The sequence below is a fragment of the Candidatus Pantoea soli genome (assembly GCF_007833795.1).
Taxonomy (GTDB): Bacteria; Pseudomonadota; Gammaproteobacteria; order Enterobacterales; family Enterobacteriaceae; genus Pantoea; species Pantoea soli.
Genome location: NZ_CP032702.1, coordinates 746,768 through 769,789 on the forward strand (window position 1 = coordinate 746,768; position 23,022 = coordinate 769,789).

17 protein-coding genes are annotated in these 23,022 nt (G+C 58.1%); 11 read left to right on the plus strand and 6 right to left on the minus strand.

Annotated features, from left to right (window positions below):
- Window positions 1-73 precede the first annotated feature (73 nt).
- Complete coding sequence (nadC, locus tag D8B20_RS03380) at window positions 74-970, minus strand: carboxylating nicotinate-nucleotide diphosphorylase (protein ID WP_145887112.1); 897 nt, start codon at window positions 968-970, stop codon at window positions 74-76.
- Window positions 971-1,151: 181 nt separating this feature from the next.
- Between nadC and ampD the strand changes: the two genes are divergently transcribed.
- Both ampD and ampE read left to right on the plus strand, forming a co-directional pair.
- Window positions 1,152-1,703 (plus strand): 1,6-anhydro-N-acetylmuramyl-L-alanine amidase AmpD, encoded by a 552-nt coding sequence (ampD, locus tag D8B20_RS03385; RefSeq protein WP_145887114.1) that lies wholly within the window; start codon window positions 1,152-1,154, stop codon window positions 1,701-1,703.
- A 15-nt stretch (window positions 1,704-1,718) separates the two neighbouring features.
- Window positions 1,719-2,573 carry a beta-lactamase regulator AmpE gene (gene ampE / locus D8B20_RS03390; RefSeq protein WP_145887117.1) on the plus strand — a complete coding sequence of 285 codons (855 nt, stop codon included), beginning with the start codon at window positions 1,719-1,721 and terminating at the stop codon, window positions 2,571-2,573.
- Here ampE and D8B20_RS03395 read toward each other — a convergent pair.
- The 3 genes from D8B20_RS03395 to aroP all read right to left on the minus strand — a co-directional run bounded on the left by D8B20_RS03395 (window position 2,555) and on the right by aroP (window position 6,426).
- Window positions 2,555-3,508, minus strand: a complete 954-nt coding sequence (locus D8B20_RS03395) for a glycoside hydrolase family 43 protein (protein ID WP_145887119.1) — start codon at window positions 3,506-3,508, stop codon at window positions 2,555-2,557. The two genes, ampE and D8B20_RS03395, sit on opposite strands and share 19 nt — an antisense overlap.
- Window positions 3,505-4,911, minus strand: coding sequence for a glycoside-pentoside-hexuronide (GPH):cation symporter (locus D8B20_RS03400; protein WP_145887121.1), 1,407 nt, complete (start codon window positions 4,909-4,911; stop codon window positions 3,505-3,507). Before D8B20_RS03400 ends, D8B20_RS03395 begins: the two co-directional genes overlap by 4 nt.
- Before the next feature lie 159 nt (window positions 4,912-5,070).
- Window positions 5,071-6,426: an aromatic amino acid transporter AroP gene (gene aroP, locus D8B20_RS03405; RefSeq protein WP_145887123.1), complete on the minus strand. Its 1,356-nt coding sequence runs from the start codon at window positions 6,424-6,426 to the stop codon at window positions 5,071-5,073.
- Between the two features lie 512 nt (window positions 6,427-6,938).
- Here aroP and pdhR point away from each other — a divergent pair.
- The 6 genes from pdhR to yacL all read left to right on the plus strand — a co-directional run bounded on the left by pdhR (window position 6,939) and on the right by yacL (window position 17,689).
- A complete protein-coding gene (gene pdhR / locus D8B20_RS03410; protein WP_145887125.1) occupies window positions 6,939-7,703 on the plus strand; it encodes a pyruvate dehydrogenase complex transcriptional repressor PdhR in 765 nt (254 codons plus the stop codon).
- Window positions 7,704-7,829: 126 nt separating this feature from the next.
- A complete protein-coding gene (aceE, locus tag D8B20_RS03415; RefSeq protein ID WP_145887128.1) occupies window positions 7,830-10,496 on the plus strand; it encodes a pyruvate dehydrogenase (acetyl-transferring), homodimeric type in 2,667 nt (888 codons plus the stop codon).
- Between the two features lie 14 nt (window positions 10,497-10,510).
- Complete coding sequence (gene aceF / locus D8B20_RS03420; protein ID WP_145887130.1) at window positions 10,511-12,397, plus strand: pyruvate dehydrogenase complex dihydrolipoyllysine-residue acetyltransferase; 1,887 nt, start codon at window positions 10,511-10,513, stop codon at window positions 12,395-12,397.
- Window positions 12,398-12,572: 175 nt separating this feature from the next.
- Window positions 12,573-13,997, plus strand: a complete 1,425-nt coding sequence (gene lpdA, locus D8B20_RS03425) for a dihydrolipoyl dehydrogenase (protein ID WP_145890377.1) — start codon at window positions 12,573-12,575, stop codon at window positions 13,995-13,997.
- 563 nt (window positions 13,998-14,560) lie between these two features.
- Window positions 14,561-17,158, plus strand: a complete 2,598-nt coding sequence (gene acnB / locus D8B20_RS03430) for a bifunctional aconitate hydratase 2/2-methylisocitrate dehydratase (protein WP_145887132.1) — start codon at window positions 14,561-14,563, stop codon at window positions 17,156-17,158.
- A gap of 168 nt (window positions 17,159-17,326) precedes the next feature.
- Window positions 17,327-17,689, plus strand: a complete 363-nt coding sequence (gene yacL / locus D8B20_RS03435) for a protein YacL (protein WP_145887134.1) — start codon at window positions 17,327-17,329, stop codon at window positions 17,687-17,689.
- Window positions 17,690-17,754: 65 nt separating this feature from the next.
- Here the strand turns inward: yacL and D8B20_RS03440 are convergent, their stop codons facing one another.
- On the minus strand, window positions 17,755-18,639 hold the full coding sequence (locus D8B20_RS03440) for a dihydrodipicolinate synthase family protein (protein ID WP_145887136.1): 885 nt from the start codon (window positions 18,637-18,639) through the stop codon (window positions 17,755-17,757).
- A complete protein-coding gene (locus D8B20_RS03445; RefSeq protein WP_145887138.1) occupies window positions 18,632-19,804 on the minus strand; it encodes an iron-containing alcohol dehydrogenase in 1,173 nt (390 codons plus the stop codon). Before D8B20_RS03445 ends, D8B20_RS03440 begins: the two co-directional genes overlap by 8 nt.
- A gap of 185 nt (window positions 19,805-19,989) precedes the next feature.
- On the opposite strand from D8B20_RS03445, the gene dtnK reads away from it, so the two are divergent.
- The 3 genes from dtnK to D8B20_RS03460 are packed head-to-tail and all read left to right on the plus strand — an operon-like array spanning window position 19,990 to window position 23,002.
- Window positions 19,990-21,261, plus strand: coding sequence for a D-threonate kinase (gene dtnK / locus D8B20_RS03450; RefSeq protein ID WP_145887140.1), 1,272 nt, complete (start codon window positions 19,990-19,992; stop codon window positions 21,259-21,261).
- Window positions 21,254-22,234, plus strand: a complete 981-nt coding sequence (locus D8B20_RS03455; protein ID WP_145887143.1) for a D-threonate 4-phosphate dehydrogenase — start codon at window positions 21,254-21,256, stop codon at window positions 22,232-22,234. Before dtnK ends, D8B20_RS03455 begins: the two co-directional genes overlap by 8 nt.
- A 6-nt stretch (window positions 22,235-22,240) precedes the next feature.
- A complete protein-coding gene (locus D8B20_RS03460; RefSeq protein ID WP_145887145.1) occupies window positions 22,241-23,002 on the plus strand; it encodes a DeoR/GlpR family DNA-binding transcription regulator in 762 nt (253 codons plus the stop codon).
- The last annotated feature ends 20 nt before the right edge of the window (window positions 23,003-23,022 follow it).

The following is a 23,022-nucleotide window of genomic DNA, read 5'->3' on the forward strand; positions in this document are numbered from 1 at the left end:
CTTTTCGTCGTGTTGCACGGCAGAGAACAGCGTTATGGAAGCCAGCCCGCAACGCTGTCGTCTTTCACCCGGTTCAGAGGGTACAAAAGCGCATCGACAGATCCAGCGCTCGCACGTGTTTGGTCAGCGCGCCCACGGATACGTAATCCACGCCGGTCTGCGCAATCTGCGGCAGCGTTGCTTCCGTCACATTGCCGGACACTTCCAGTAAGGCGCGTTTAGCGGTGAGCGCGACCGCCTGCTGCATCATTGGCAGGCTGAAATTGTCCAGCATGATAATGTCTGCACCGGCATCAATGGCCAGCTGCAGCTCCTCCAGCGTTTCCACTTCGACCTCGACGGGAACGTCCGGGTGCAGCCACTGCGCTTTTTCCACGGCGTGACGCACGGAGCCGCTGGCAATGATGTGATTCTCTTTTATCAGGAAGGCATCCGAGAGGCCCAGACGATGATTGCTGCCGCCTCCGCATAGCACGGCATATTTCAACGCAGTGCGCAGGCCGGGCAAGGTTTTGCGTGTATCCAGCAGCTGCGTCTCGCTGCCGGCCAGCAGGGCCACATAGCGGCTGACTTCCGTCGCCACACCCGAGAGGGTTTGTACAAAGTTTAATGCCGTGCGCTCGGCGGTCAGCAGCAGGCGCGCCGGGCCTTTTAGCGTAAACAGAAGCTGATCCGCGACCAGCTTCTGACCATCCTCAACATGCCAGGTCAGCGTGACATTATTGCCCAGCTGAATAAACACTTCCTCCACCCAGCGTTTACCACAGAAAACACCGGCTTCACGGGTAATTACTCGCGCTTCGGCCTGTTGATCGGCCGGCAGCAGCAGGGCGGTGATGTCGTTATCTGCCTCAATAGCGCCGCCTAAATCCTCCTGCAGCGCGCGGGTCACGGCTTGCGGGATATCCAGTTCAATACGCTGCAGTAAGGTCTGACGACGATGGTCGGGATCGTAACGGCGCGATGCCATAAAGAGAGACTCCAGCAGACAGATTACAGTGCGCTCACCTTAGCCTGATTCAGTCGGCGTTGCCAGCCGTAAAGGATAAAATGTTTAGTATCCTGAACTTCCTGCCGTTGTCCGCATTAACGCACAAGCAGGCAGGCTTATTCGTGGTATTCTCAGCCAGATTTTGTTCAGGGTGAGATTTATGAAACTGGAACACGGCTGGATCAGCAGCGCGCGTAAGGTTCCGTCGCCGCACTTTAATCAGCGGCCGGACAACGAGAAGCCGTCGCTGCTGATTATTCATAACATCAGCCTGCCGCCGGGCGAGTTCGGCGGCCCGTGGATCGATCGCCTGTTTACCGGCACGCTGCCGGCCGATGCCCATCCCTATTTTGCTGCCATCGCGCATCTGCGCGTGGCGGCGCATTGCCTGATTCGTCGTGACGGTGAGCTGGTGCAGTATGTGTCATTCGATCAGCGCGCCTGGCACGCCGGCGTATCGCAGTTTGCGGGCCGGGAAAACTGCAACGATTTCTCAATGGGCATTGAGCTGGAAGGCACCGATACTCTGGCCTACACCGATGCGCAATACGCCACGCTGCGCCAGGTGACCGCACTGCTGATGCAGCATTACCCCCTGACGCCGGAACGCATTACCGGCCACAGCGATATCGCGCCGGAGCGGAAAACCGACCCGGGGCCGGCGTTTGACTGGAAGCGCTATAGAGATTCCATTAAGCAGGAGAATCCCTGAAAAGCAGGAGCTTATATGACGTTGTTTAGCTTGTTATTGGTTTTAGGCTGGGAACGCCTTTTCAAACTGGGTGAGCACTGGCAGCTGGATCACCGGCTGGAGCCGCTGTTTCGCGGTCGCCAGCGCTTTTCGCTGTGGCGTACGCTGCTGATGACGCTGCTGACCATGCTGCTGGTGTGGCTGGTGGTCTGGAGCCTGAAAGGCATCCTGTTCGGTGCGGCGCAGCTGCTGTTCTGGATTGTGATGGGGCTGCTCTGTATCGGCGCGGGCTCGGTGCGGCGACACTATCATCAGTACCTGAAAGCCGCCAGTCACGACGATGAAGCGGCGCATCAGGCGATGGCCGCCGAACTGACGCTGATTCACGGCGTGCCGGTGGCGTGCAGCGAACGGGTGTTTTTACGTGAGCTGCAAAATGCGCTGATCTGGATTAACTTCCGTTTTTATCTCGCACCGATGTTCTGGTTTGTGGCGGGCGGGCCTTACGGACCGGTGCTGCTGGCAGGCTATGCTTTTCTGCGGGCGTGGCAAAGCTGGCTGGCGAAACACCGTTCGCCGCTGGAGCGCTCGCATAGCGGCGTGGATCGCGTGCTGCATGTGCTGGACTGGATTCCGGTGCGGCTGGCCGGCGTGGCGTATGCCTTGCTGGGACACGGTGAACGCGCTCTGCCTGCCTGGTTTGCTTCACTGGGCGATCTGCACCGCCCGCAGTATCAGGTGCTGACCAGTCTGGCGCAGTTCTCGCTGGAGCGCGATCCGCATCTGGACAAAGTGGAAACGCCACGGGTGGCCGTGGCGCTGGCAAAACGTATCTCTCTGGTGCTGGTGGTGGTAGTGGCCCTGCTGACCATCTACGGTACGCTGGTGTGATCGGCCGGCGGCACGCCGAAATCCGGGGTGCCGTCTTTCCGCCAGGCAAAGTGTTTCAGGCGGGTATGGCGATTCGGATCCCACAGCGGGTCGCCCTCTATTTCGGTATAGTTACGTGCGTGGTAGACCAGCACATCCTCTCCCTGCTCATCCTGGGTAAAACTGTTGTGGCCCGGCCCGTACTGATGGTTATCCCAGCTGCTGCTGAACACCGGTCGTGCGGATTTTTGCCATGCGCTGCTGTCCATCGGGTCGGCCTGCGCATCAATGCTTAATATACCCAGACAGTAATTCTCATCGGTCGCACTTGCGGAGTAGGTGACAAATAACCGATCCCCGTGGCGGATAACCGCCGGCCCCTCGTTGACGCTGAACCCGGCGCACTCCCATTCATACTCCGGACGACTCAGCATCACCGGGTTATTTTTCAGCGTCCACGGGTTGAGTAACTCCGCCAGATAAAGATTGGAGTTCCCTGGAATGGCCGGATCTTTCTGTGCCCACAGATACCAGTTCCTGCCCTGATGCACGAAGTGCGTGGCGTCGAGTGAAAAGCTGTCGAGATGGGAATAGACGCGGCGGCACGGCTGCCAGTGGCCGCGCAGCGGATCGGCATCTTCGCATACCAGCGCGTACATGCGGTGCTGAAACAGGCCGTCTTTGATTGCGCGGGTCGGCGCCGCCGCGAAATAAATGACCCACTGGCCGTTGATATGGTGCAGTTCCGGTGCCCAGATCAGCGCGCTGCAGGGGCCGCTTTCCGGCTTACGCCAGACCGTTACCGCCGGTGCCGCCGGCAGCCCGTTGAGCGTTGTGGCGTAGCGTATTTCCAGCCGGTCATACTCCGGGACCGACGCGATAAAATAGTAGCCGTTGTCATGACGCAAAATGAACGGATCGGCACGTTGGGTAATAAAGGGGTTGGGCCAGCTCATTTTATCTCTCCGGGTTGAATAGTGGCGGTCGCCGCAGGGGCAGACAGATCGCGGAAATTGGCGCGGCGCAGCGCCAGGTCAGCCTGAATCGTGCGCATTAAGCGGCGATCCACTTTCAGCAGACGCACCACGCCAGCGGTGATCAGGTAGCCCACGCCGGGAATCACGGTAAACAGCAGCATGATGCCGTTGATGGCGCTGGCAGATTGCTGCTTCGCGCCCGCATCGTAGCCATAGATCGACAGCAGAAAGCCGACCATCGCCCCCGCTACCGCCAGGCCGACTTTGAGGAAAAACAGATTGCCTGAGAAACTCATACCGGTAATGCGTTTGCCGGTTTTCCACTCACCGTAATCATCCACGTCGGCCATCAGTGACCAGTGCAGCGGCGAGGGAATCTGATGCAGGATGTTCAGCAGGAAGTAGGCGATGACCACCGCCACGGTAGCGTGCGGATCAATCCAGTAGAAGCCGCAGGAGAACAGCGCCAGGGCGATGTTGGTCCAGAAAAACACTTTCAGCTTGCACCAGCGATCGGTGAGGATTTTCGCCAGCGTGCTGCCGAACATCATGCCAGTCACGCCCAGGCTGATAAATAGCGTGGCGAAATGGGTCGACTGGCCCATCACCCAGGTGACGTAGTACATGGTGGCTGCCATGCGGATAAAACCGGGACAGACGTTACAGAACGTCAGCAGCAGAATGCGCACCCACTGATCGTTCTTCCAGACGTCCCGCAAATCTTTCTTTAAATCATCATTGGTCGGCACCGCCGGCCGAATGCGCTCGCGTACGGTGGCAAAGCAGAACAGGAACATTGCCAGCCCAATCAGCGCCAGCACGCTCATCGCCATCTGATAGCCGCGGGCTTTATTCTCGCCACCAAACCACTCCGCCAGCGGCAGCAGGGACAGCGACAGGATCAGCGTCGCCACGCCCACCATGACAAAGCGGTAGGACTGACAGGAGACGCGCTCACCGGGATCGTTAGTAATGACGCCGCCCAGCGAGCAGTAGGGAATATTGATGGCGGTGTAAGTCAGCGACATCAGAAAGTACGTGACAAATGCCCAGATGACTTTGTTGTGGTAGGTCCAGTCCGGGGTGGTGAACATCAGCACGCTGAACAGGACATAGGGCACCGAGACCCACAGCAGCCAGGGACGAAAGCGCCCCCAGCGGCTTTGCGTGCGATCGGCCACCGCGCCCATTATCGGATCCGTGACCGCATCCAGCACGCGCACCGAGAGCAGCAGCGTCCCGACCAGCGCCGGCGCAAGACCAAACACATCAGTGTAGAAATAGTTAAGGAATAACATGATGGCACCGCCAATCATGTTGCATCCGGCATCGCCCATGCCGTACCCCAGTTTTTCTCTGAACGAGAGGGCTGCTCCTTTCATAGTCGTCTCCTGCGACAGGTGGAGCCAAAATTATCTGCTTAAAATCAAATGCCTGATGGGTGATATTTGGTCAGGTAGATGGACAAAACGGGCGGAGGGAGAAAAGTGTGAGGACGATCAGGAGAGCGGCCCGGCGCACTCTGTCCGGGCCGTCATACATCAGGCTTTCTGTACTTTATTCTTAATGGTGTAGCCGATGGCCAGTACCACCAGCCAGACCGGAATCAGCCAGACAGAGATGGCCATACCCGGCGTCATCGCCATGATGACCAGCACCGCCACCATGAACAGCAGGCAGATCCAGTTACCCAGTGGATAAAGCACCGCCTTGAAGCGAGTCGTCACGCCCTGCTGGTCCTTTTTGCGGCGGAACTTCATGTGCGCCAGGCTGATCATCGCCCAGTTGATCACCAGCGCAGAGACCACCAGCGACATCAGCAGTCCAAAGGCTTCGCCCGGCATAAGGTAGTTGATCAGCACGCACAGCGCCGTGGCGACGGCCGAAACCAGAATGGTGGCCACCGGCACGCCGCGGCGATCCACTTTCAGCAGCGCCTTTGGTGCGTTGCCCTGCTGCGCCAGACCAAACAGCATACGGCTGTTGCAGTAAACGCAACTGTTGTAGACCGACAGTGCCGCCGTCAGAATCACCACGTTCAGCGCGTTGGCGACCAGCGCATCGCCCAGCTCGTGGAAGATCAGCACAAACGGGCTGGTGTCTTCGGTCACGCGCGTCCACGGCAGCAGCGAAAGCAGGACCGCAAGGGAGCCAATATAGAAAATCAGAATACGCCACAGCACCTGATTGGTGGCTTTAGGGATACTTTCCTGCGGATTGTCGGCCTCTGCCGCGGTGATGCCCACCAGCTCCAGCCCGCCAAACGAAAACATGATGATTGCCATCATCATCACCAGCCCGCTCATGCCGTGCGGCAGGAAACCGCCTTCACGCCACAGGTTGCTGACCGAGGCCTGCGGGCCGCCGTTACCGCTGAACAGCAGCCAGCCGCCAAACAGGATCATGCCGATAACCGCCACCACTTTGATGATCGCGAACCAGAATTCCATCTCCCCGAAAACCTTGACGTTGGTCAGGTTGATGGCGTTGATCACGACAAAGAAAATCGCCGCTGTGGCCCAGGTCGGGAAATCCGGCCACCAGAACTGGATATATTTTCCGACGGCGGTCAGCTCCGCCATTGCCACCAGGACATATAGTACCCAGTAGTTCCAGCCGGAGGCAAAGCCGGCAAAATTGCCCCAGTATTTATAGGCGAAGTGGCTGAAGCTACCGGCAACCGGCTCTTCAACGACCATTTCACCGAGCTGACGCATAATCAGGAAAGCAATGAAACCGGCAATGGCATAGCCAAGAATGACCGCCGGCCCCGCCGATTTAATCACCGATGCGCTGCCCAGAAACAGGCCGGTTCCCACCGCACCGCCCAGCGCAATCAGCTGAATATGGCGATTCTTCAGGCCGCGATGCAGCGTTTCGCCATGCTGTTGTTCCATACAAACCTCATGATGTTGTTATTGTGCGCCCGCCGTACACGCGCAGTCAGGCTGTGCAGGCGTTGTACGCTTTTCTTTACGGTGTCTGGCGTGCTGTGTGCAGGCGCCGACTACCACGCCGACCAGAATAGTGATAAGCGCGACGCTTTGCACCTGCTTTTGCTTTTTGTGCTGAGAGACGGCTGAAAAACCAGCAGCATCCGCTGCACACCCACAGGTTTATTTCTGCCATGAACGGCTGCGCAGCACGAATAGCTTTCCCTTATGGATGACGGTCCGCTGACGGGCTAACGTCGTGTAAGGTTTGGTAAAAGTGAAATTTGTTAACAATTGCCGCTGACGGCGGCTGCCGCGCCAGCGCGCGGGCAGCATGCGCAGCCTTTGAAATACCCCGCCTGCGGGCCGGGCGGGGGACATCTGGACACAAGGTGAATACTTTGTTACTTTACCGGCACCATTTTTCAATTGGTATTACCAATTTACTCCGGACGTTTGGCTCATAAGAAGGGAAGATGGCTTATAGTAAAATTCGCCAGCCCAAGCTCTCCGATGCGATTGAGCAGCAGCTGGAATCCCTGATTATGGAAGGGACACTTCAGCCGGGCGAAAAACTGCTCCCCGAACGCGAACTGGCCAAACAGTTTGATGTCTCACGTCCATCATTGCGCGAAGCGATTCAGAGTCTGGAAGCCAAAGGTCTGCTGCTGCGCCGTCAGGGTGGCGGCACTTTTGTGCAGAAAAATCTGTGGCAAAGTCTGAGCGATCCGCTGGTGGGCCTGCTGGCGGAACATCCGGAATCGCAGTTTGATCTGCTGGAAACCCGCCATGCGCTTGAGGGCGTCGCGGCATATTATGCGGCGCTGCGCGGCACCGATGAAGACCTGCAGCGCATCCGGGATTGCCACGTTGCCATCCAGCAGGCGCAGGACAGCGGCGATCTGGATGCCGAAGCCGATGCGGTGATGAAGTATCAGATCGCTGTCACAGAAGCCGCCCATAATGTGGTGCTTTTGCATTTGCTACGCTCTATGGGCCCTATGCTGGAAAAAAACGTCCGTCAGAATTTCGAATTGCTCTACGCTCGCCGCGAAATGCTGGCGAAAGTGAGCGGTCACCGCGCCAGTATCTTTGAGGCGATTGTGGCTCGTGAGCCGGAACAAGCACGCGAGGCCTCCCATCGTCACCTGGCGTTCATTGAGGAAATCTTGCTGGACAGAAGTCGGGAGCAGAGCCGTCGTGAACGCTCCCTGCGTCGTTTACAGCAACGTAAGGACTAACGCACGGCAATGAACGTGCGACATAAACGACGGGCCTGTCTTCTTGTGCTGTGAATCTGAAGCAAAGTGCAAGCAGACAGGCTCCTGATAATTCAACGTATTAGACACAGATAAGGAATACACCCCATGTCAGAACGTTTACAGAATGACGTGGATCCGATCGAAACTCGTGACTGGCTACAGGCGATCGAATCGGTCATCCGTGAAGAAGGTGTTGAGCGCGCACAGTATCTGATTGATCAGGTGCTGAGTGCTGCCCGCAAAGGTGGTGTAAAAGTCGCGGCAGGTGGGAATGCCGTCAGCAACTACATCAACTCCATTGCGGTAGAAGATGAGCCGGAATATCCTGGCAACACCTCTCTTGAACGTCGTATCCGTTCCGCGATCCGCTGGAATGCCATTATGTCGGTTCTGCGTGCATCGAAGAAAGATCTGGAGCTGGGTGGTCACCTCTCTTCATTCCAGTCTTCTGCCACCATCTATGAAGTGTGCTTTAACCACTTCTTCCGCGCACGTAGCGAAAAAGATGGCGGCGATCTGGTTTACTTCCAGGGTCATATCTCTCCGGGCATCTATGCGCGTGCGTTCCTTGAAGGTCGTCTGACCGAAGAGCAAATGAACAACTTCCGTCAGGAAGTGCACGGCAACGGTCTCTCTTCTTATCCGCATCCGAAACTGATGCCGGACTTCTGGCAGTTCCCGACCGTCTCTATGGGGCTGGGTCCGCTGAATGCGATCTACCAGGCCAAGTTCCTGAAATATCTGGAACACCGCGGTCTGAAAGACACCTCTAACCAGACCGTTTACGCCTTCCTCGGCGACGGTGAGATGGATGAGCCGGAATCCAAAGGCGCGATCACCATCGCGACCCGCGAGAAGCTGGATAACCTGGTCTTCATCATCAACTGTAACCTGCAGCGTCTGGATGGCCCGGTCACCGGTAACGGCAAGATCATCAACGAGCTGGAAGGCATCTTTGCCGGTGCTGGCTGGAACGTGATCAAGGTGATCTGGGGCGGTCGCTGGGATGAGCTGCTGAAGAAAGACACCAGCGGTAAGCTGATCCAGCTGATGAACGAAACCGTGGACGGCGATTATCAGACCTTTAAATCCCGCGACGGCGCTTACGTGCGTGAGCACTTCTTCGGCAAATACCCGGAAACCGCTGCGCTGGTGAAAGACTGGTCAGACGAAGAGATCTTCGCCCTGAACCGTGGTGGTCACGATCCGAAGAAAATCTACGCGGCACTGAAGAAAGCGCAGGAGACCAAAGGTCAGCCGACGCTGATTCTGGCGCATACCATTAAAGGCTATGGTATGGGCGACACCGCGGAAGGGAAAAACATTGCGCACCAGGTGAAGAAGATGAACATGGATGGCGTGCGCTATATCCGCGATCGCTTCAATGTGCCTGTTGCCGATGACAAAATCGAAGAGCTGCCGTACGTCACCTTCGAGAAAGGGTCTGAAGAGTACAACTACCTGCACGGCCAGCGTGAGAAGCTGGGTGGCTACCTGCCAACCCGTCAGGCAGCCTTCACTGAGAAGCTGGAAATGCCAGCGCTGGAAGAGTTCAGTGCGCTGCTGGAAGAGCAGAGCAAAGAGATCTCAACCACGATCGCCTTCGTGCGTGCGCTGAACGTCATGCTGAAGAACAAGTCGATCAAAGATCGTCTGGTGCCAATCCTTGCGGATGAAGCGCGTACCTTCGGTATGGAAGGTCTGTTCCGTCAGATTGGTATCTACAGCCCGAACGGCCAGCAGTACACACCGCAGGACCGTGAGCAGGTTGCTTACTACAAAGAAGACGAGAAAGGCCAGATCCTGCAGGAAGGGATCAACGAGCTGGGCGCAGGATCATCCTGGCTGGCGGCGGCGACCTCTTACAGCACCAACAACCTGCCGATGATTCCGTTCTACATCTATTACTCGATGTTCGGCTTCCAGCGCATCGGCGATCTGATGTGGCTGGCGGGCGACCAGCAGGCGCGCGGCTTCCTTGTCGGCGGCACCTCGGGCCGTACCACGCTGAACGGTGAAGGTCTGCAGCACGAAGATGGCCACAGCCACATTCAGTCGCTGACCATCCCGAACTGTATCTCTTACGATCCCGCGTACGCATACGAAGTCGCAGTCATCATGCAGGACGGCCTGGTGCGTATGTACGGTGAAGCGCAGGAAAACATTTACTACTACATCACCACGCTGAACGAAAACTACCACATGCCAGCGATGCCGCAGGGCGCGGAAGAGGGTATCCGTAAGGGTATCTACAAGCTGGAAACGGTTGCGGGCAGCAAAGGTAAAGTGCAGCTGCTGGGCTCCGGTTCAATCCTGCGTCACGTGCGTGAAGCCGCACAGATCCTGGCGAAAGACTACGGCATCGGTTCTGACGTTTACAGCGTGACCTCGTTCACCGAACTGGCGCGTGATGGCCAGGATTGTGAGCGCTGGAATATGCTGCATCCAACAGAAACCCCGCGCGTGCCGTACATCGCGCAGGTGATGAACGATGCCCCTGCTGTGGCATCCACTGACTACATGAAGCTGTTTGCCGAGCAGGTACGCAGCTACGTGCCGGCCAGCGACTACCGCGTCCTGGGTACGGATGGCTTTGGCCGTTCTGACAGCCGTGAAAACCTGCGTCACCACTTCGAAGTGGATGCATCGTATGTGGTTGTGGCTGCGTTGGGTGAGCTGGCTAAACGCGGCGAAATCGAGAAGAAAGTGGTGGCTGACGCGATCGCTAAATTCAACATCGATGCCGATAAAGTTAACCCGCGTCTGGCATAAGAGGTAAGAGAGTAATGGCTATCGAAATTAACGTACCGGATATCGGCTCTGACGAGGTTGAAGTCACCGAGATTCTGGTGAAGGTGGGCGACAAGGTTGAGGCTGAACAGTCGCTGATCACCGTGGAAGGCGATAAAGCCTCCATGGAAGTGCCTTCGCCGCAGGCTGGCGTGGTAAAAGAGATCAAAATCAACACCGGTGACAAAGTGAATACCGGTTCACTGATCATGATCTTTGACGCAGAGGGTGCAGCAGAGGCTGCACCTGCGGCTGAAGCGAAACAAGCTGAAGCGGCGCCTGCGGCGGCGGCAACCGAAGCAAAAGACGTCAACGTGCCGGATATCGGTGGTGATGAAGTTGAAGTCACCGAAATTCTGGTGAAGGTGGGCGACAAGGTCGCGGCTGAGCAGTCGCTGATCACCGTGGAAGGCGACAAAGCTTCCATGGAAGTCCCGGCGCCATTTGCGGGCGTGGTGAAAGAGATCAAAATCGCGACCGGCGACAAAGTCAGCACCGGCTCTCTGATCATGATCTTTGAGGCGGAAGGTGCAGCCCCGGCGGCAGCGGCGAAGCCAGAAATTAAAGAAGCAGCAGCCTCCGCACCGGCGGCCGCTGCAGGCGCGAAAGACGTCAACGTACCGGACATCGGCGGCGACGAAGTGGAAGTCACCGAGGTTCTGGTGAAGGTGGGCGACAAGGTTGCAGCAGAACAGTCGCTGATCGTGGTGGAAGGTGACAAAGCGTCGATGGAAGTCCCGGCACCGTTTGCTGGTACGGTCAAAGAGCTGAAAGTCGCGACCGGCGATAAAGTGACCACCGGCAAGCTGATCATGGTGTTCGAGGTGGAAGGCGCCGCGCCTGCCGTTGCCGCACCTGCGGCGAAGCAGGATGCTGCTGCGCCTGCTGAGAAGCCTGCCGCCGCGCCTGCGCCGACAGCGGCCAAAGCGGAAGCGAAGAGCGACTTTGCTGAAAACGACGCCTATGTGCACGCGACGCCGGTGATCCGTCGCCTGGCGCGCGAGTTCGGCGTGAACCTGGCGAAAGTCAAAGGCACCGGCCGCAAAGGGCGCATCCTGAAAGAGGACGTGCAGGCTTACGTGAAAGACGCGGTGAAACGTGCTGAAGCTGCTCCGGCTGCTGCGACTGGCGGCGGTCTGCCAGGCATGCTGCCATGGCCGAAAGTGGACTTCAGCAAGTTCGGTGAAATTGAAGAAGTGGAGCTGGGCCGTATCCAGAAAATCTCCGGTGCAAACCTGAGCCGTAACTGGGTCATGATCCCGCACGTAACGCACTTCGATAAAACCGACATCACCGATCTGGAAGCGTTCCGCAAGCAGCAGAATGCTGAAGCAGAGAAGCGCAAGCTGGATGTGAAGTTCACCCCGGTGGTGTTCATCATGAAAGCCGTGGCTGCTGCGCTGGAGCAGATGCCGCGCTTCAACAGCTCACTGTCCGAAGATGGTCAGAAGCTGACGCTGAAGAAATACATCAATATCGGTGTGGCGGTCGATACGCCAAACGGTCTGGTGGTTCCGGTGTTCAAAGACGTGAACAAGAAAGGCATCACCGAGCTGTCGCGTGAACTGATGGCGACCTCGAAAAAAGCGCGTGATGGCAAGCTGACCGCCAGCGATATGCAGGGCGGCTGCTTCACCATCTCCAGCCTCGGCGGCCTGGGAACCACCCACTTCGCGCCGATCGTGAACGCGCCGGAAGTGGCGATTCTCGGCGTGTCGAAGTCTGCGATGGAGCCGGTCTGGAATGGCAAAGAGTTTGCACCACGTCTGATGATGCCAATCTCGCTGTCCTTCGACCACCGCGTCATCGATGGTGCTGATGGTGCGCGCTTTATCACCATCATCAACAATATGCTGTCTGATATTCGCCGTCTGGTGATGTGACGTTAAGAAAGGCCGGCGAATGCCGGCCTTGTTGTAAGCATTCGGAGTTGCCGCGGTTGGCAGTTTGTTAACAATTCTGTAAACTCTCGCGGTGAAATGTCCCGGTGGATACAGGGCATCCGGAGTCTGGGATAGACTCTACGTCTGGCCGCCGGAAATCTAACAAGAGGTCATGATGAGTACAGAGATTAAAACTCAAGTCGTGGTACTTGGGGCAGGCCCTGCAGGTTACTCTGCAGCCTTCCGTTGCGCTGATTTAGGTCTGGAAACCGTTCTGGTTGAGCGTTACAGCTCCCTCGGTGGTGTGTGTCTGAACGTAGGCTGTATCCCGTCGAAAGCGCTGCTGCACGTAGCAAAAGTGATCGAAGAAGCGAAAGCGCTGGAAGAGCACGGCATCGTGTTTGGTCAGCCGCAGACTGACATCAACAAGATTCGTACCTGGAAAGAGAAGGTCATCACACAGCTGACTGGCGGTCTGGCCGGTATGGCAAAAGGCCGTAAGGTGAAAGTGGTGAACGGTCTGGGTAAATTCACCGGTGCTAACACTCTGGTGGTGGAAGGCGAGGGTGGGGCAACCACCATCAACTTCGATAACGCCATTATCGCTGCCGGCTCCCGTCCTATTGAACTGCCTTTCATCCCGCACAGCGATCCGCGCGTCTGGGACTCTACCGATGCGCTGGAGCTGAAAGAAGTGCCGAAGCGCCTGCTGGTTATGGGTGGCGGCATCATCGGTCTGGAAATGGCCACCGTATACCATGCGCTGGGTTCAGAGATCGACGTGGTTGAGATGTTTGACCAGGTGATCCCGGCTGCCGATAAAGACGTGGTGAAAGTGTTCACCAAGCGTATCAGCAAGAAATTCAACCTGATGCTGGAAACCAAAGTTACCGCAGTTGATGCGAAAGACGACGGTATCTACGTATCGATGGAAGGCAAAAAAGCCCCGGCAGAAGCGCAGCGCTATGACGCCGTGCTGGTGGCGATTGGCCGTGTTCCGAACGGTAAAGGTCTGGATGCCGGTAAAGCGGGTGTGGAAGTGGACGATCGCGGTTTCATCCGTGTCGACAAGCAGATGCGCACCAACGTGCCACACATCTACGCTATCGGTGACATCGTCGGTCAGCCAATGCTGGCACACAAAGGTGTGCATGAAGGCCACGTCGCGGCAGAAGTGATTTCCGGTCTGAAGCACTACTTCGATCCAAAAGTGATTCCATCCATCGCTTACACCGAGCCGGAAGTGGCGTGGGTGGGGCTGACTGAGAAAGAAGCGAAAGAGAAAGGCATCAGCTATGAAGTCTCCACTTTCCCGTGGGCGGCTTCCGGTCGTGCTATCGCTTCCGACTGCGCAGACGGTATGACCAAGCTGATTTTCGACAAAGAGACGCACCGCGTGATCGGTGGCGCGGTTGTCGGTACCAACGGCGGTGAGCTGCTGGGCGAGATCGGTCTGGCGATTGAAATGGGCTGTGATGCTGAAGATATCGCGCTGACCATTCACGCGCACCCAACGCTGCACGAATCCGTTGGCCTGGCGGCAGAAGTGTTTGAAGGGAGCATTACTGACCTGCCAAACGCAAAAGCGAAAAAGAAATAAGTTTTCGCCCCAGCGTCTTAAACGGCTCCCCGCGGAGCCGTTTTTTATTGCGCATTGCATGCACCGGCTGCGGCCGGGCGCAGGCGCGGTTGAGATCGCGGTTACCGCCCCCATATAGATAGTCACCTTCACGCAATAAAGCCCACCGCCGTTCAGGCTGGTGATAAAGGTCAAGCCTGATGACCTCTCCGCACGCGCTATAACCGCAGGTTAGCAAAACATGCTGAAAAATCAGGCAAGGTTATAGATGGTTTTGCGACGCTGATACGCTATGGCCCACTGCGTCCCGCTGTGGCGCAGCGTAAGCGGCAGCCGTGTTAACCCAGCCGGCTTCCTCTGATGCCTGTCAGCCACGTCTTAACTGAGCGCAGCATTTACGCGATGCCGCACCCTGTGCAGTGAAATCTGCTGCGTATTGAGCGGATGTTGCTTTTTTGTAAACACATTAACAATCAGGTGAAATCCTGCTATGCTGGCCGACGCAGAACCGGGCACCTCACCCTACTGTCTGACAGCATCACAGGTGCACCGGAAAGCTATACAATGAGAGCGAGGAGAACGTCGTGCTAGAAGAATACCGTAAGCACGTTGCCGAGCGTGCTGCCCAGGGGATCGTACCTAAGCCGTTAGATGCTTCCCAGATGGCCGCGCTGGTTGAACTGCTGAAAAACCCGCCAGCGGGTGAAGAAGAATTCCTGACTGACCTGCTGGTCAACCGTGTCCCGCCGGGTGTTGATGAAGCGGCTTATGTAAAAGCCGGTTTCCTGGCAGCTATCGCAAAGGGCGAAGCCCACTCTCCTCTGGTTACTCGCGAAAAAGCAGTTGAACTGCTGGGCACCATGCAGGGCGGCTATAACATCCATGCGCTGATTGAAGCGCTTGACGATGACGCGCTGGCACCGATTGCCGCGGACGCGCTGTCTCACACCCTGCTGATGTTCGATAACTTCTACGATGTCGAAGAGAAAGCCAAAGCGGGCAATGCCCACGCGAAAAAAATCCTTCAGTCCTGGGCTGATGCCGAATGGTTCCTGAAGCGTCCAAAGCTGGCAGAAAAAATCACCACCACCGTGTTCAAAGTCACGGGTGAAACCAACACCGACGATCTCTCTCCGGCGCCGGATGCCTGGTCTCGCCCGGATATTCCGCTGCACGCGCTGGCGATGCTGAAAAACCCGCGCGACGGCATTGAGCCGGACGATGTGGGTAACATCGGTCCGATCAAACAGATCAAAGCGCTGCAGGAAAAAGGTTTCCCGCTGACCTACGTCGGTGACGTTGTCGGTACCGGCTCCTCGCGTAAATCTGCCACCAACTCGGTGCTGTGGTTCATGGGCGAAGATATCCCTTACGTACCGAACAAAAAGGGCGGCGGTCTGTGCCTTGGCGGTAAAATTGCGCCAATCTTCTTTAACACCATGGAAGATGCCGGTGCGCTGCCGATCGAACTGGACGTTGAGCGCCTGAACATGGGCGATGTGATTGACGTTTATCCGTACAAAGGTGAAGTGCGCAATCACGAAACCGATGAGCTGCTGGCCACCTTCACGCTGAAAACAGACGTTCTGCTGGACGAAGTGCGCGCGGGCGGACGTATTCCGCTGATCATCGGTCGCGGTCTGACGACCAAAGCGCGTGAAGCGCTGGGTCTGCCGCAGAGCGATGTGTTCGTGCAGGCGAAAGATGTGGAAACCAGCACCCGCGGTTACTCGCTGGCGCAAAAAATGGTAGGCCGCGCCTGCGGCGTTGAAGGCATCCGTCCTGGCGCTTACTGCGAGCCGAAAATGACCTCTGTGGGATCACAGGATACCACCGGTCCGATGACCCGTGATGAGCTGAAAGACCTGGCGTGCCTGGGTTTCTCGGCCGATCTGGTTATGCAGTCATTCTGCCACACCGCAGCCTATCCGAAGCCGGTTGATGTGACCACGCATCACACGCTGCCGGACTTCATCATGAACCGTGGCGGCGTGTCACTGCGTCCGGGCGATGGCGTGATCCACAGCTGGCTGAACCGCATGCTGCTGCCGGATACCGTGGGCACCGGCGGTGACTCCCACACCCGCTTCCCGATTGGTATCTCCTTCCCGGCGGGCTCCGGTCTGGTGGCGTTTGCTGCCGCCACCGGCGTGATGCCGCTGGATATGCCGGAATCGGTGCTGGTGCGCTTCAAAGGTGAAATGCAGCCCGGTATTACGCTGCGCGATCTGGTACACGCGATTCCGCTGTATGCGATCAAGCAGGGCCTGCTGACCGTAGAGAAGAAAGGCAAGAAAAACATCTTCTCGGGTCGCGTCCTGGAGATCGAAGGTCTGCCGAAACTGAAAGTAGAGCAGGCGTTTGAACTCACCGACGCCTCAGCCGAACGTTCTGCCGCGGGCTGTACCATCAAGCTGGATAAAGAGCCAATCATCGAGTACCTCAACTCGAACATCGTGCTGCTCAAGTGGATGATCTCCGAAGGCTACGGCGATCGCCGTACGCTGGAGCGCCGTATTCAGGGCATGGAAAAATGGCTGGCCGATCCGCAACTGCTGGAAGCTGACGCTGATGCTGAGTACGCGGCGGTGATCGAAATCGATCTGGCGGAAATCAAAGAGCCGATTCTGTGTGCGCCGAACGATCCGGACGACGCGCGCTGGCTCTCTGACGTGCAGGGCGAGAAGATCGACGAAGTGTTCATCGGTTCATGCATGACCAACATCGGTCATTTCCGTGCTGCCGGTAAACTGCTGGATGCGCACAAAGGTCAGCTGCCAACCCGTCTGTGGGTGGCGCCGCCAACCAAGATGGATGCTGCGCAGCTCACCGAAGAGGGCTACTACAGCGTATTCGGTAAGAGCGGTGCCCGCATTGAAATCCCGGGTTGTTCACTGTGCATGGGTAACCAGGCGCGCGTGAAAGATGGCGCAACGGTGGTTTCCACCTCAACGCGTAACTTCCCGAACCGTCTGGGTACTGGTGCGAATGTGTTCCTGGCCTCAGCGGAGCTGGCTGCGGTCGCTTCCCTGATGGGTAAACTGCCGACGCCGGACGAGTATCAGCAGTTCATGCTGCAGGTGGATAAAACGGCTGCAGACACCTATCGCTATCTCAACTTTGACCAGTTAGGTCAATACACCGAGAAAGCCGATAGCGTCATCTTCCAGACCGCCGTGTAAAACGCGCGAAGGAAAAGCGGGGGACGATGAAAATCGTCCCCTTTTTTATGCGCTTTTTTCGCCGCGCCTCTCCCGGCATAATGTGAGCACTGTCCCACTTTATTGCGCCTGTAGCGCACAAAATGCACGAAAGCGTGCTGCCAGGCGCGCTATTCCGATGAGGCAAACATGGAATACGAATTTCTGCGTGACGTCACCGGCCAGGTGAGGGTGCGCATGTCAATGGACCACGAAGCGGTGGGGCACTGGTTCAACGAAGAAGTAAAAGAGAATCTGGCCCTGCTGGATGAGGTAGAGGCCGCCGTGCGCAGCGTCAAAGGGACGCATCAGCAGTGGCAGCGCGTGGGGCATGAATACACCCTGTGGCTGGATGAAGAAGAGGTCATGATCCGCGCCAACCAGCTGGCGCTGGAGGATGACGGCCTGGAAGAGGGCATGACCTATTACGACGAAGAGAGTCTCTCCTTCTGCGGCGTGGAGGATTTTCTTGCGGTGATAGCCGCATACCGGCAGTTTATGGCCGGGCGCTGAGCGGACTGCGGCGCAGACTGCCCCGTGCGCAGCATCCGGCATTGCGGGCGCTGCGGGCCGCGCGGCTAAGGCAGCCAGGGGGTGATCAGCTGGCGGATTGTCTGCTGCTGTGCCGCAGAAAACTGCACGGCATAGCGGCTGTCGCCGACTGCATAACCCAGCAGGGCGACCGCTTTTTTCACCGCCGCGGGGGGAAAGCCGAGGCTGTAAAGCGCGCTACGCAGGCCGGTAACCTTCTCCTGCGCCTGACGTGAGCCGGCGAGGTCTCCGGCGTGGAAACGTGACCAGATGGCATTGATTTCCTGCGGCACCACATTGGCGAGGCCGGATACGCAGGCGACGCAGCCTTCGGTGAATCCCTGATGAATCAGGGAATCCGGCCCGGTCAGCACGGCGAACGCTTCGGCCCCTTCAGCCGCCTGCAGAAAACCGCTCAGGCTCTCATAACTGCCCGCGCTGTCTTTGATACCCGCAATATTCGGATGGGCCGCCAGCGTGCGCACCGTTTCCGGCAGCAGCGTATTGCCGGTGCGCGCCGGGATGTTATACAGGTAGAGCGGCACATCAAGGGCATCCGCTACCGCATGATAATGGGCAATCAGCGCGTCCTGCTGCAGCGGCACAAACCAGGGCGTAATGGCGGAAACGGCGTCCACCCCCAGCCTCGCTATCTGCTGCCCGAGCAAAATGGTTTCCCGCGTGGAGATTTCACCAATGTGCGCCACCACTGGCGCTGCACCATTGACTTCATCCACGCAGGTCTGCGCCAGCGCCAGCTTCTCCCGCGCGTTCAGCACAAAGAACTCCCCGTTCGTCCCGCCGCAGAAAATGCCATTACCGGCGTGGAGCTGACGTTTCACCTGCTCACGCTGCGCCACGGGATTGAACGCGCCATCGCGATCAAAGGTGGTCACGATGGCGGTTAATACGCCCTGAATGTTGTTACGCATACGTTCTCCGCTGAGGCTGAGCAGGCAACGCTGGAAACAGCGTTTGATAGATAGCGTGCACGTCACTGGCGCTGACGGACATCGGTACATTCTTTATCAGGCGCTGTACGTCGAGCGCGGCCTCCACCAGATAGGGCAGGTGGTCCGGCCCGATGCCCAGCGCTTCCAGGCTGTCTGGCAGCGCAAGGCGTTTTACCAGCGCCGTCAGATACGCCACCAGCGCATGCGATTTGGCCTCGTCGTCCAGTGTGCGATCGGCGTCCGGCAGCAGATCGTAAGCCTGCGCAAATTTAGACACCGCCGCCGGACGCACCACGCGCATGCACGGTGCCAGCAGAATCGCATTGGCAATGCCGTGCGGCAGATGGTAGCGGCCGCCCAGCGGATAGGAGAGGGCGTGCACCAGATGCGTACCGGCGTGGGCTATCGCTGCGCCGCCGTAATAGGAGGCCCACAGCATATCCAGGCGTGCTGCCAGATTATCCGGCTCTGCGAGCGTGGTTTCCAGGCTGGTAAACAGTTTTTTCAGACCAATCAGCGCATAGTTATCGCTGACCGGATTGGCCACGGTCGCGGTGAAGCACTCAATCAGATGGCACAGGGCATCAATGCCGGTGGAAGCGGCAATATGCGGCGGCATACTGGTGGTCAGTTCCGGAATCAGCGCCACATAGTCCGGCAGCATGACCGGGGTAATGATACCGACTTTGGTCTGTTTCTCCGGAATCGCCAGGATGGCATTCGGGGTCGCTTCCGAGCCGGTTCCGGCCGTCGTCGGGATCAACAGCGAAGGCGTGCGCGTCACCGGCTTTTCACCGGCCAGCAGCGCATCCAGCGTGGGCGCTCCTGTGACGCACAGCAGCGAAAGCAGTTTGGCGACGTCCAGTACGCTGCCTCCGCCCACGCCTATCACCAGGTCGATCTCGCGAACAGGCAGGGCGGCAACAATCGCCGCCACGTCATGGTGGGTCGGCTCTGGTGGCACGGCCTCAATAACATGCAGACGGGCAATCTGCTGCTGCAGCTGCGTTATCAGCGCCTGCACCGCCGGAATGGCGGCGATGTTCCGGTCGGTGACCAGTAAGGCTGTCTCTTTGCCGTGCAATAAATAGCGGAGATCGCTCAGCGCCTGATAGCCGCTAATCACCGTGCTGTTGATATTCATCTCATACCCTTCTGGCGGTTTGCACATCCTGATTGGTTTCGCTCATTGATGTGTGGGATGTGTCAGTGACTGTGCTGATTTTATAAGTCATATCGATTACAGTTAATTTGATCTTGCTCACATATAATCAATCATGATTGAATATAATCATTACCAGCGGCGCTATGCCAGCAGGAGAGAAAAGCATGCCATCACAGCCATGGAACACACCGGTTCTGGTTATCGCTGATGACTTTACCGGCGCAAATGACGCGGGTAGCGGGCTGGCACGGGCCGGTGCACGGGTTGACGTGCTCTTTAGCAGCCAGCGCGCTCACGACAGAACGGCGGTGGATGTGCTGATCATCAACACTGACAGTCGTGCCGTCAGCCCGGCTGAAGCGGCGGCGCGCACAACGCAGGCGGTGCAGCAGCACGCGGCGCTGGCCCGGGACGGCTGGCTGTTTAAAAAGATCGATTCCACGCTGCGCGGCAATCCCGGCGCGGAAATTGCTGCTGCGCTGCAGGCCAGCGGCAGACGGCTGGCGCTGGTGATCCCGGCGGTGCCTGAGCTGGGGCGTATCATCCGGCAGGGTGAGGTATGGATTAACGGACAGCGGCTGACAGAGACCGAGTTTGCCACGGACCCGAAAACCCCGGTAAACAGCAGCCATATTCTGACGCGACTGCAGGCGCAGTGTGATTTGCCTGGCCAGCAGCTCGATCTCGCCACCGTGCGCGGTGGCCAGCTGGCGCAGGTGCTGGCAGGGAAAACCGGGCTGGTGGTGGCGGATGTGGAGCACAAGGCTGACCTGGCGCAGATTATGGCGGCTGCGGCGACGCTGCCTGAGCGGCCTTTGCTGGCCGGCGCGTCCGGACTGAGTGACGCATTAGGGGCATGGCTGGGGCGTCGTCCCGCGCGTCCGGTGCTGGCTGTGGTCGGTTCCATGAGTGCCGTGGCGCAGCAGCAAATCGCCCGGCTGGCAAGCCAGCGCGCCATTTGTCTCATCGATATCGATATTCATCAGCTGTTTGCTGCCCCCGCATGGCCCCAGGCGGCCATCTGGCAGCAGGCCATCCAGCAGGCGCTGCGCGATGGCGCGCACTGCGTGGTGCGTACTCAGCAGCACAGCGCGCAGCGGCATCACATTGCCGCGCTGTGTCAGCAGCATCAGCTGTCACGCCAGCAGCTGGGCGAACGCATTTGCGCCTTTCTCGCCGGGCTGACCCGCGCGGTCTGCACAGCGAGCCCGCCCGCTGCGCTCTACCTTTCTGGCGGCGATGTGGCGATTGCAGTGGCCCGGGCGCTCGGCGCCAGCGGCTTCCGCATTCAGGGCCAGATCGCGGGCTGCGTGCCGTACGGCGTGCTGCTTAATACGGAATTACACCTGCCGGTGATGACCAAAGCGGGTGGCTTTGGCGATGACAATACGCTGGTGGAAGCCATTCGTTTTATTGAGGAGATGTCGAGTGAATAAAATTATTGCGGTGACCATGGGCGATCCGGCGGGCATCAGCCCGGAGATCATCATCAAAGCGCTGGCAGAGGGGGAACTGGCGGGCATGCCTGCCGTGGTGGTGGGCTGTGCTGCCACGCTGCGCCGGGTGATGGCCATGCGCATCACGCCGCAGGCGGAGCTGCGCGTGCTGGATAACATTCAGGAGGCACGTTTTGCCCCTGGCATCATTAACGTCTTTGATGAGCCGCTGGCCGATCCGGCTGCCCTGCAGCCTGGCGTGGTGCAGAAAGCCGCCGGCGATCTGGCGTGGCGCTGCGTGAAACGCGCTACCGCGCTGGCGCTGGCCGGGGAAGTACAGGCGATTGCTACCGCGCCGCTGAATAAGGAGGCGCTGCATGCTGCCGGCCATCTCTACCCGGGACATACGGAACTGCTGGCGCAGCTGACCGGCACGCAACACTACGCCATGGTGCTGTATACCGAACGCTTAAAAGTGATTCACGTCACCACCCACATCGCGCTGCGTAAATTCCTCGATACGCTGAACGGTGAGCGCATTCAGACGGTGATTGGCATGGCGGACCGCTTTCTGCGGCGCGTTGGCTATGCAACACCGCGCATTGCGGTGGCGGGTGTGAATCCGCATGCCGGTGAAAATGGCCTGTTTGGCGATGAAGAGATCACCACCGTAGCCCCCGCCATTACCGCAATGAAAGCGCAGGGCATCGACGTTAGTGGCCCGTGCCCGCCGGACACCGTTTTTTTGCAGTGTCAGCAGGGTCAGTACGATATGGTGGTGGCGATGTATCACGATCAGGGACATATTCCGCTGAAACTGCTGGGTTTTTATGACGGCGTTAACATCACCGCCGGCCTGCCGTTTATCCGCACTTCAGCAGACCATGGCACCGCATTTGATATCGCCTGGACAGGTAAAGCGAACTCTGCCAGCATGGCGATCTCGATTAAACTCGCGATGCAGCTCGCATAGGGACATATGAAGGGACAAAGCCGTCTCGACCAGATTATGGACTACCTGAAAAGTCACAATCTGGTCACCGTAGAACAGCTGGTGAGTGCGATTTCCGCTTCGCCAGCCACCATTCGCCGCGACCTGATCAAGCTGGATAAAGAAGGTGTCATCAGCCGCAGCCACGGCGGCGTCACGCTGAACCGCTTTATTCCTGCCCAGCCAACCACGCTGGAAAAGATGCAGCGTAATCTGGCGGAAAAGCAGGCGATTGCGCAGTTTGCCGCGCGCTACGTGCAGTCCGGCGATGCGGTGGTGCTGGACGCCGGAACCACCATGCTGGAACTGGCGCGGCAGCTTACCCATCTGCAGCTGCGGGTGATCACCGCCGATCTGCATATTGCGCTGTTTCTGTCGGAATTCCGGCAGATTGAGACCACCATTATCGGTGGCCGTATCGACGATTCCAGCCAGTCCTGCGTTGGCGAACATGGTCGCCAGCTGCTGCGCAGCCTGAATCCTGATATCGCGTTTGTCAGCTGCAATTCATGGAGCATTGAACGCGGTATTACCACGCCAACGGAAGAGAAAGCCGGTCTGAAAAGGGATCTGCTGGCCAACGCGCGGCGGCGGGTGCTGCTGGCCGACAGCAGCAAATATGGCTCCTGGTCGCTTTACTGCGCCGCACCGATTGACAGCCTGACAGATGTGGTGACGGATTCACGCCTGGATGAGCAGGTCGCGCAGAGCCTGCGCGAGCGCGGCATCGCGCTGCAGTTAACGGTGTGATGACTGGAGAAACGCAGCCA

Coding starts and splice junctions, on each gene's coding strand:
- ampD (WP_145887114.1), top strand. CDS start 1,152: ATGAAACTGGAACACGGCTGGATCAGCAGCGCGCGTAAGGTTCCGTCG.
- dtnK (WP_145887140.1), top strand. CDS start 19,990: ATGCCATCACAGCCATGGAACACACCGGTTCTGGTTATCGCTGATGAC.
- aceE (WP_145887128.1), top strand. CDS start 7,830: ATGTCAGAACGTTTACAGAATGACGTGGATCCGATCGAAACTCGTGAC.
- nadC (WP_145887112.1), bottom strand. CDS start 970: ATGGCATCGCGCCGTTACGATCCCGACCATCGTCGTCAGACCTTACTG.
- ampE (WP_145887117.1), top strand. CDS start 1,719: ATGACGTTGTTTAGCTTGTTATTGGTTTTAGGCTGGGAACGCCTTTTC.
- yacL (WP_145887134.1), top strand. CDS start 17,327: ATGGAATACGAATTTCTGCGTGACGTCACCGGCCAGGTGAGGGTGCGC.
- pdhR (WP_145887125.1), top strand. CDS start 6,939: ATGGCTTATAGTAAAATTCGCCAGCCCAAGCTCTCCGATGCGATTGAG.
- D8B20_RS03445 (WP_145887138.1), bottom strand. CDS start 19,804: ATGAATATCAACAGCACGGTGATTAGCGGCTATCAGGCGCTGAGCGAT.
- D8B20_RS03400 (WP_145887121.1), bottom strand. CDS start 4,911: ATGAAAGGAGCAGCCCTCTCGTTCAGAGAAAAACTGGGGTACGGCATG.
- aroP (WP_145887123.1), bottom strand. CDS start 6,426: ATGGAACAACAGCATGGCGAAACGCTGCATCGCGGCCTGAAGAATCGC.
- lpdA (WP_145890377.1), top strand. CDS start 12,573: ATGAGTACAGAGATTAAAACTCAAGTCGTGGTACTTGGGGCAGGCCCT.
- aceF (WP_145887130.1), top strand. CDS start 10,511: ATGGCTATCGAAATTAACGTACCGGATATCGGCTCTGACGAGGTTGAA.
- D8B20_RS03440 (WP_145887136.1), bottom strand. CDS start 18,639: ATGCGTAACAACATTCAGGGCGTATTAACCGCCATCGTGACCACCTTT.
- D8B20_RS03395 (WP_145887119.1), bottom strand. CDS start 3,508: ATGAGCTGGCCCAACCCCTTTATTACCCAACGTGCCGATCCGTTCATT.
- D8B20_RS03460 (WP_145887145.1), top strand. CDS start 22,241: ATGAAGGGACAAAGCCGTCTCGACCAGATTATGGACTACCTGAAAAGT.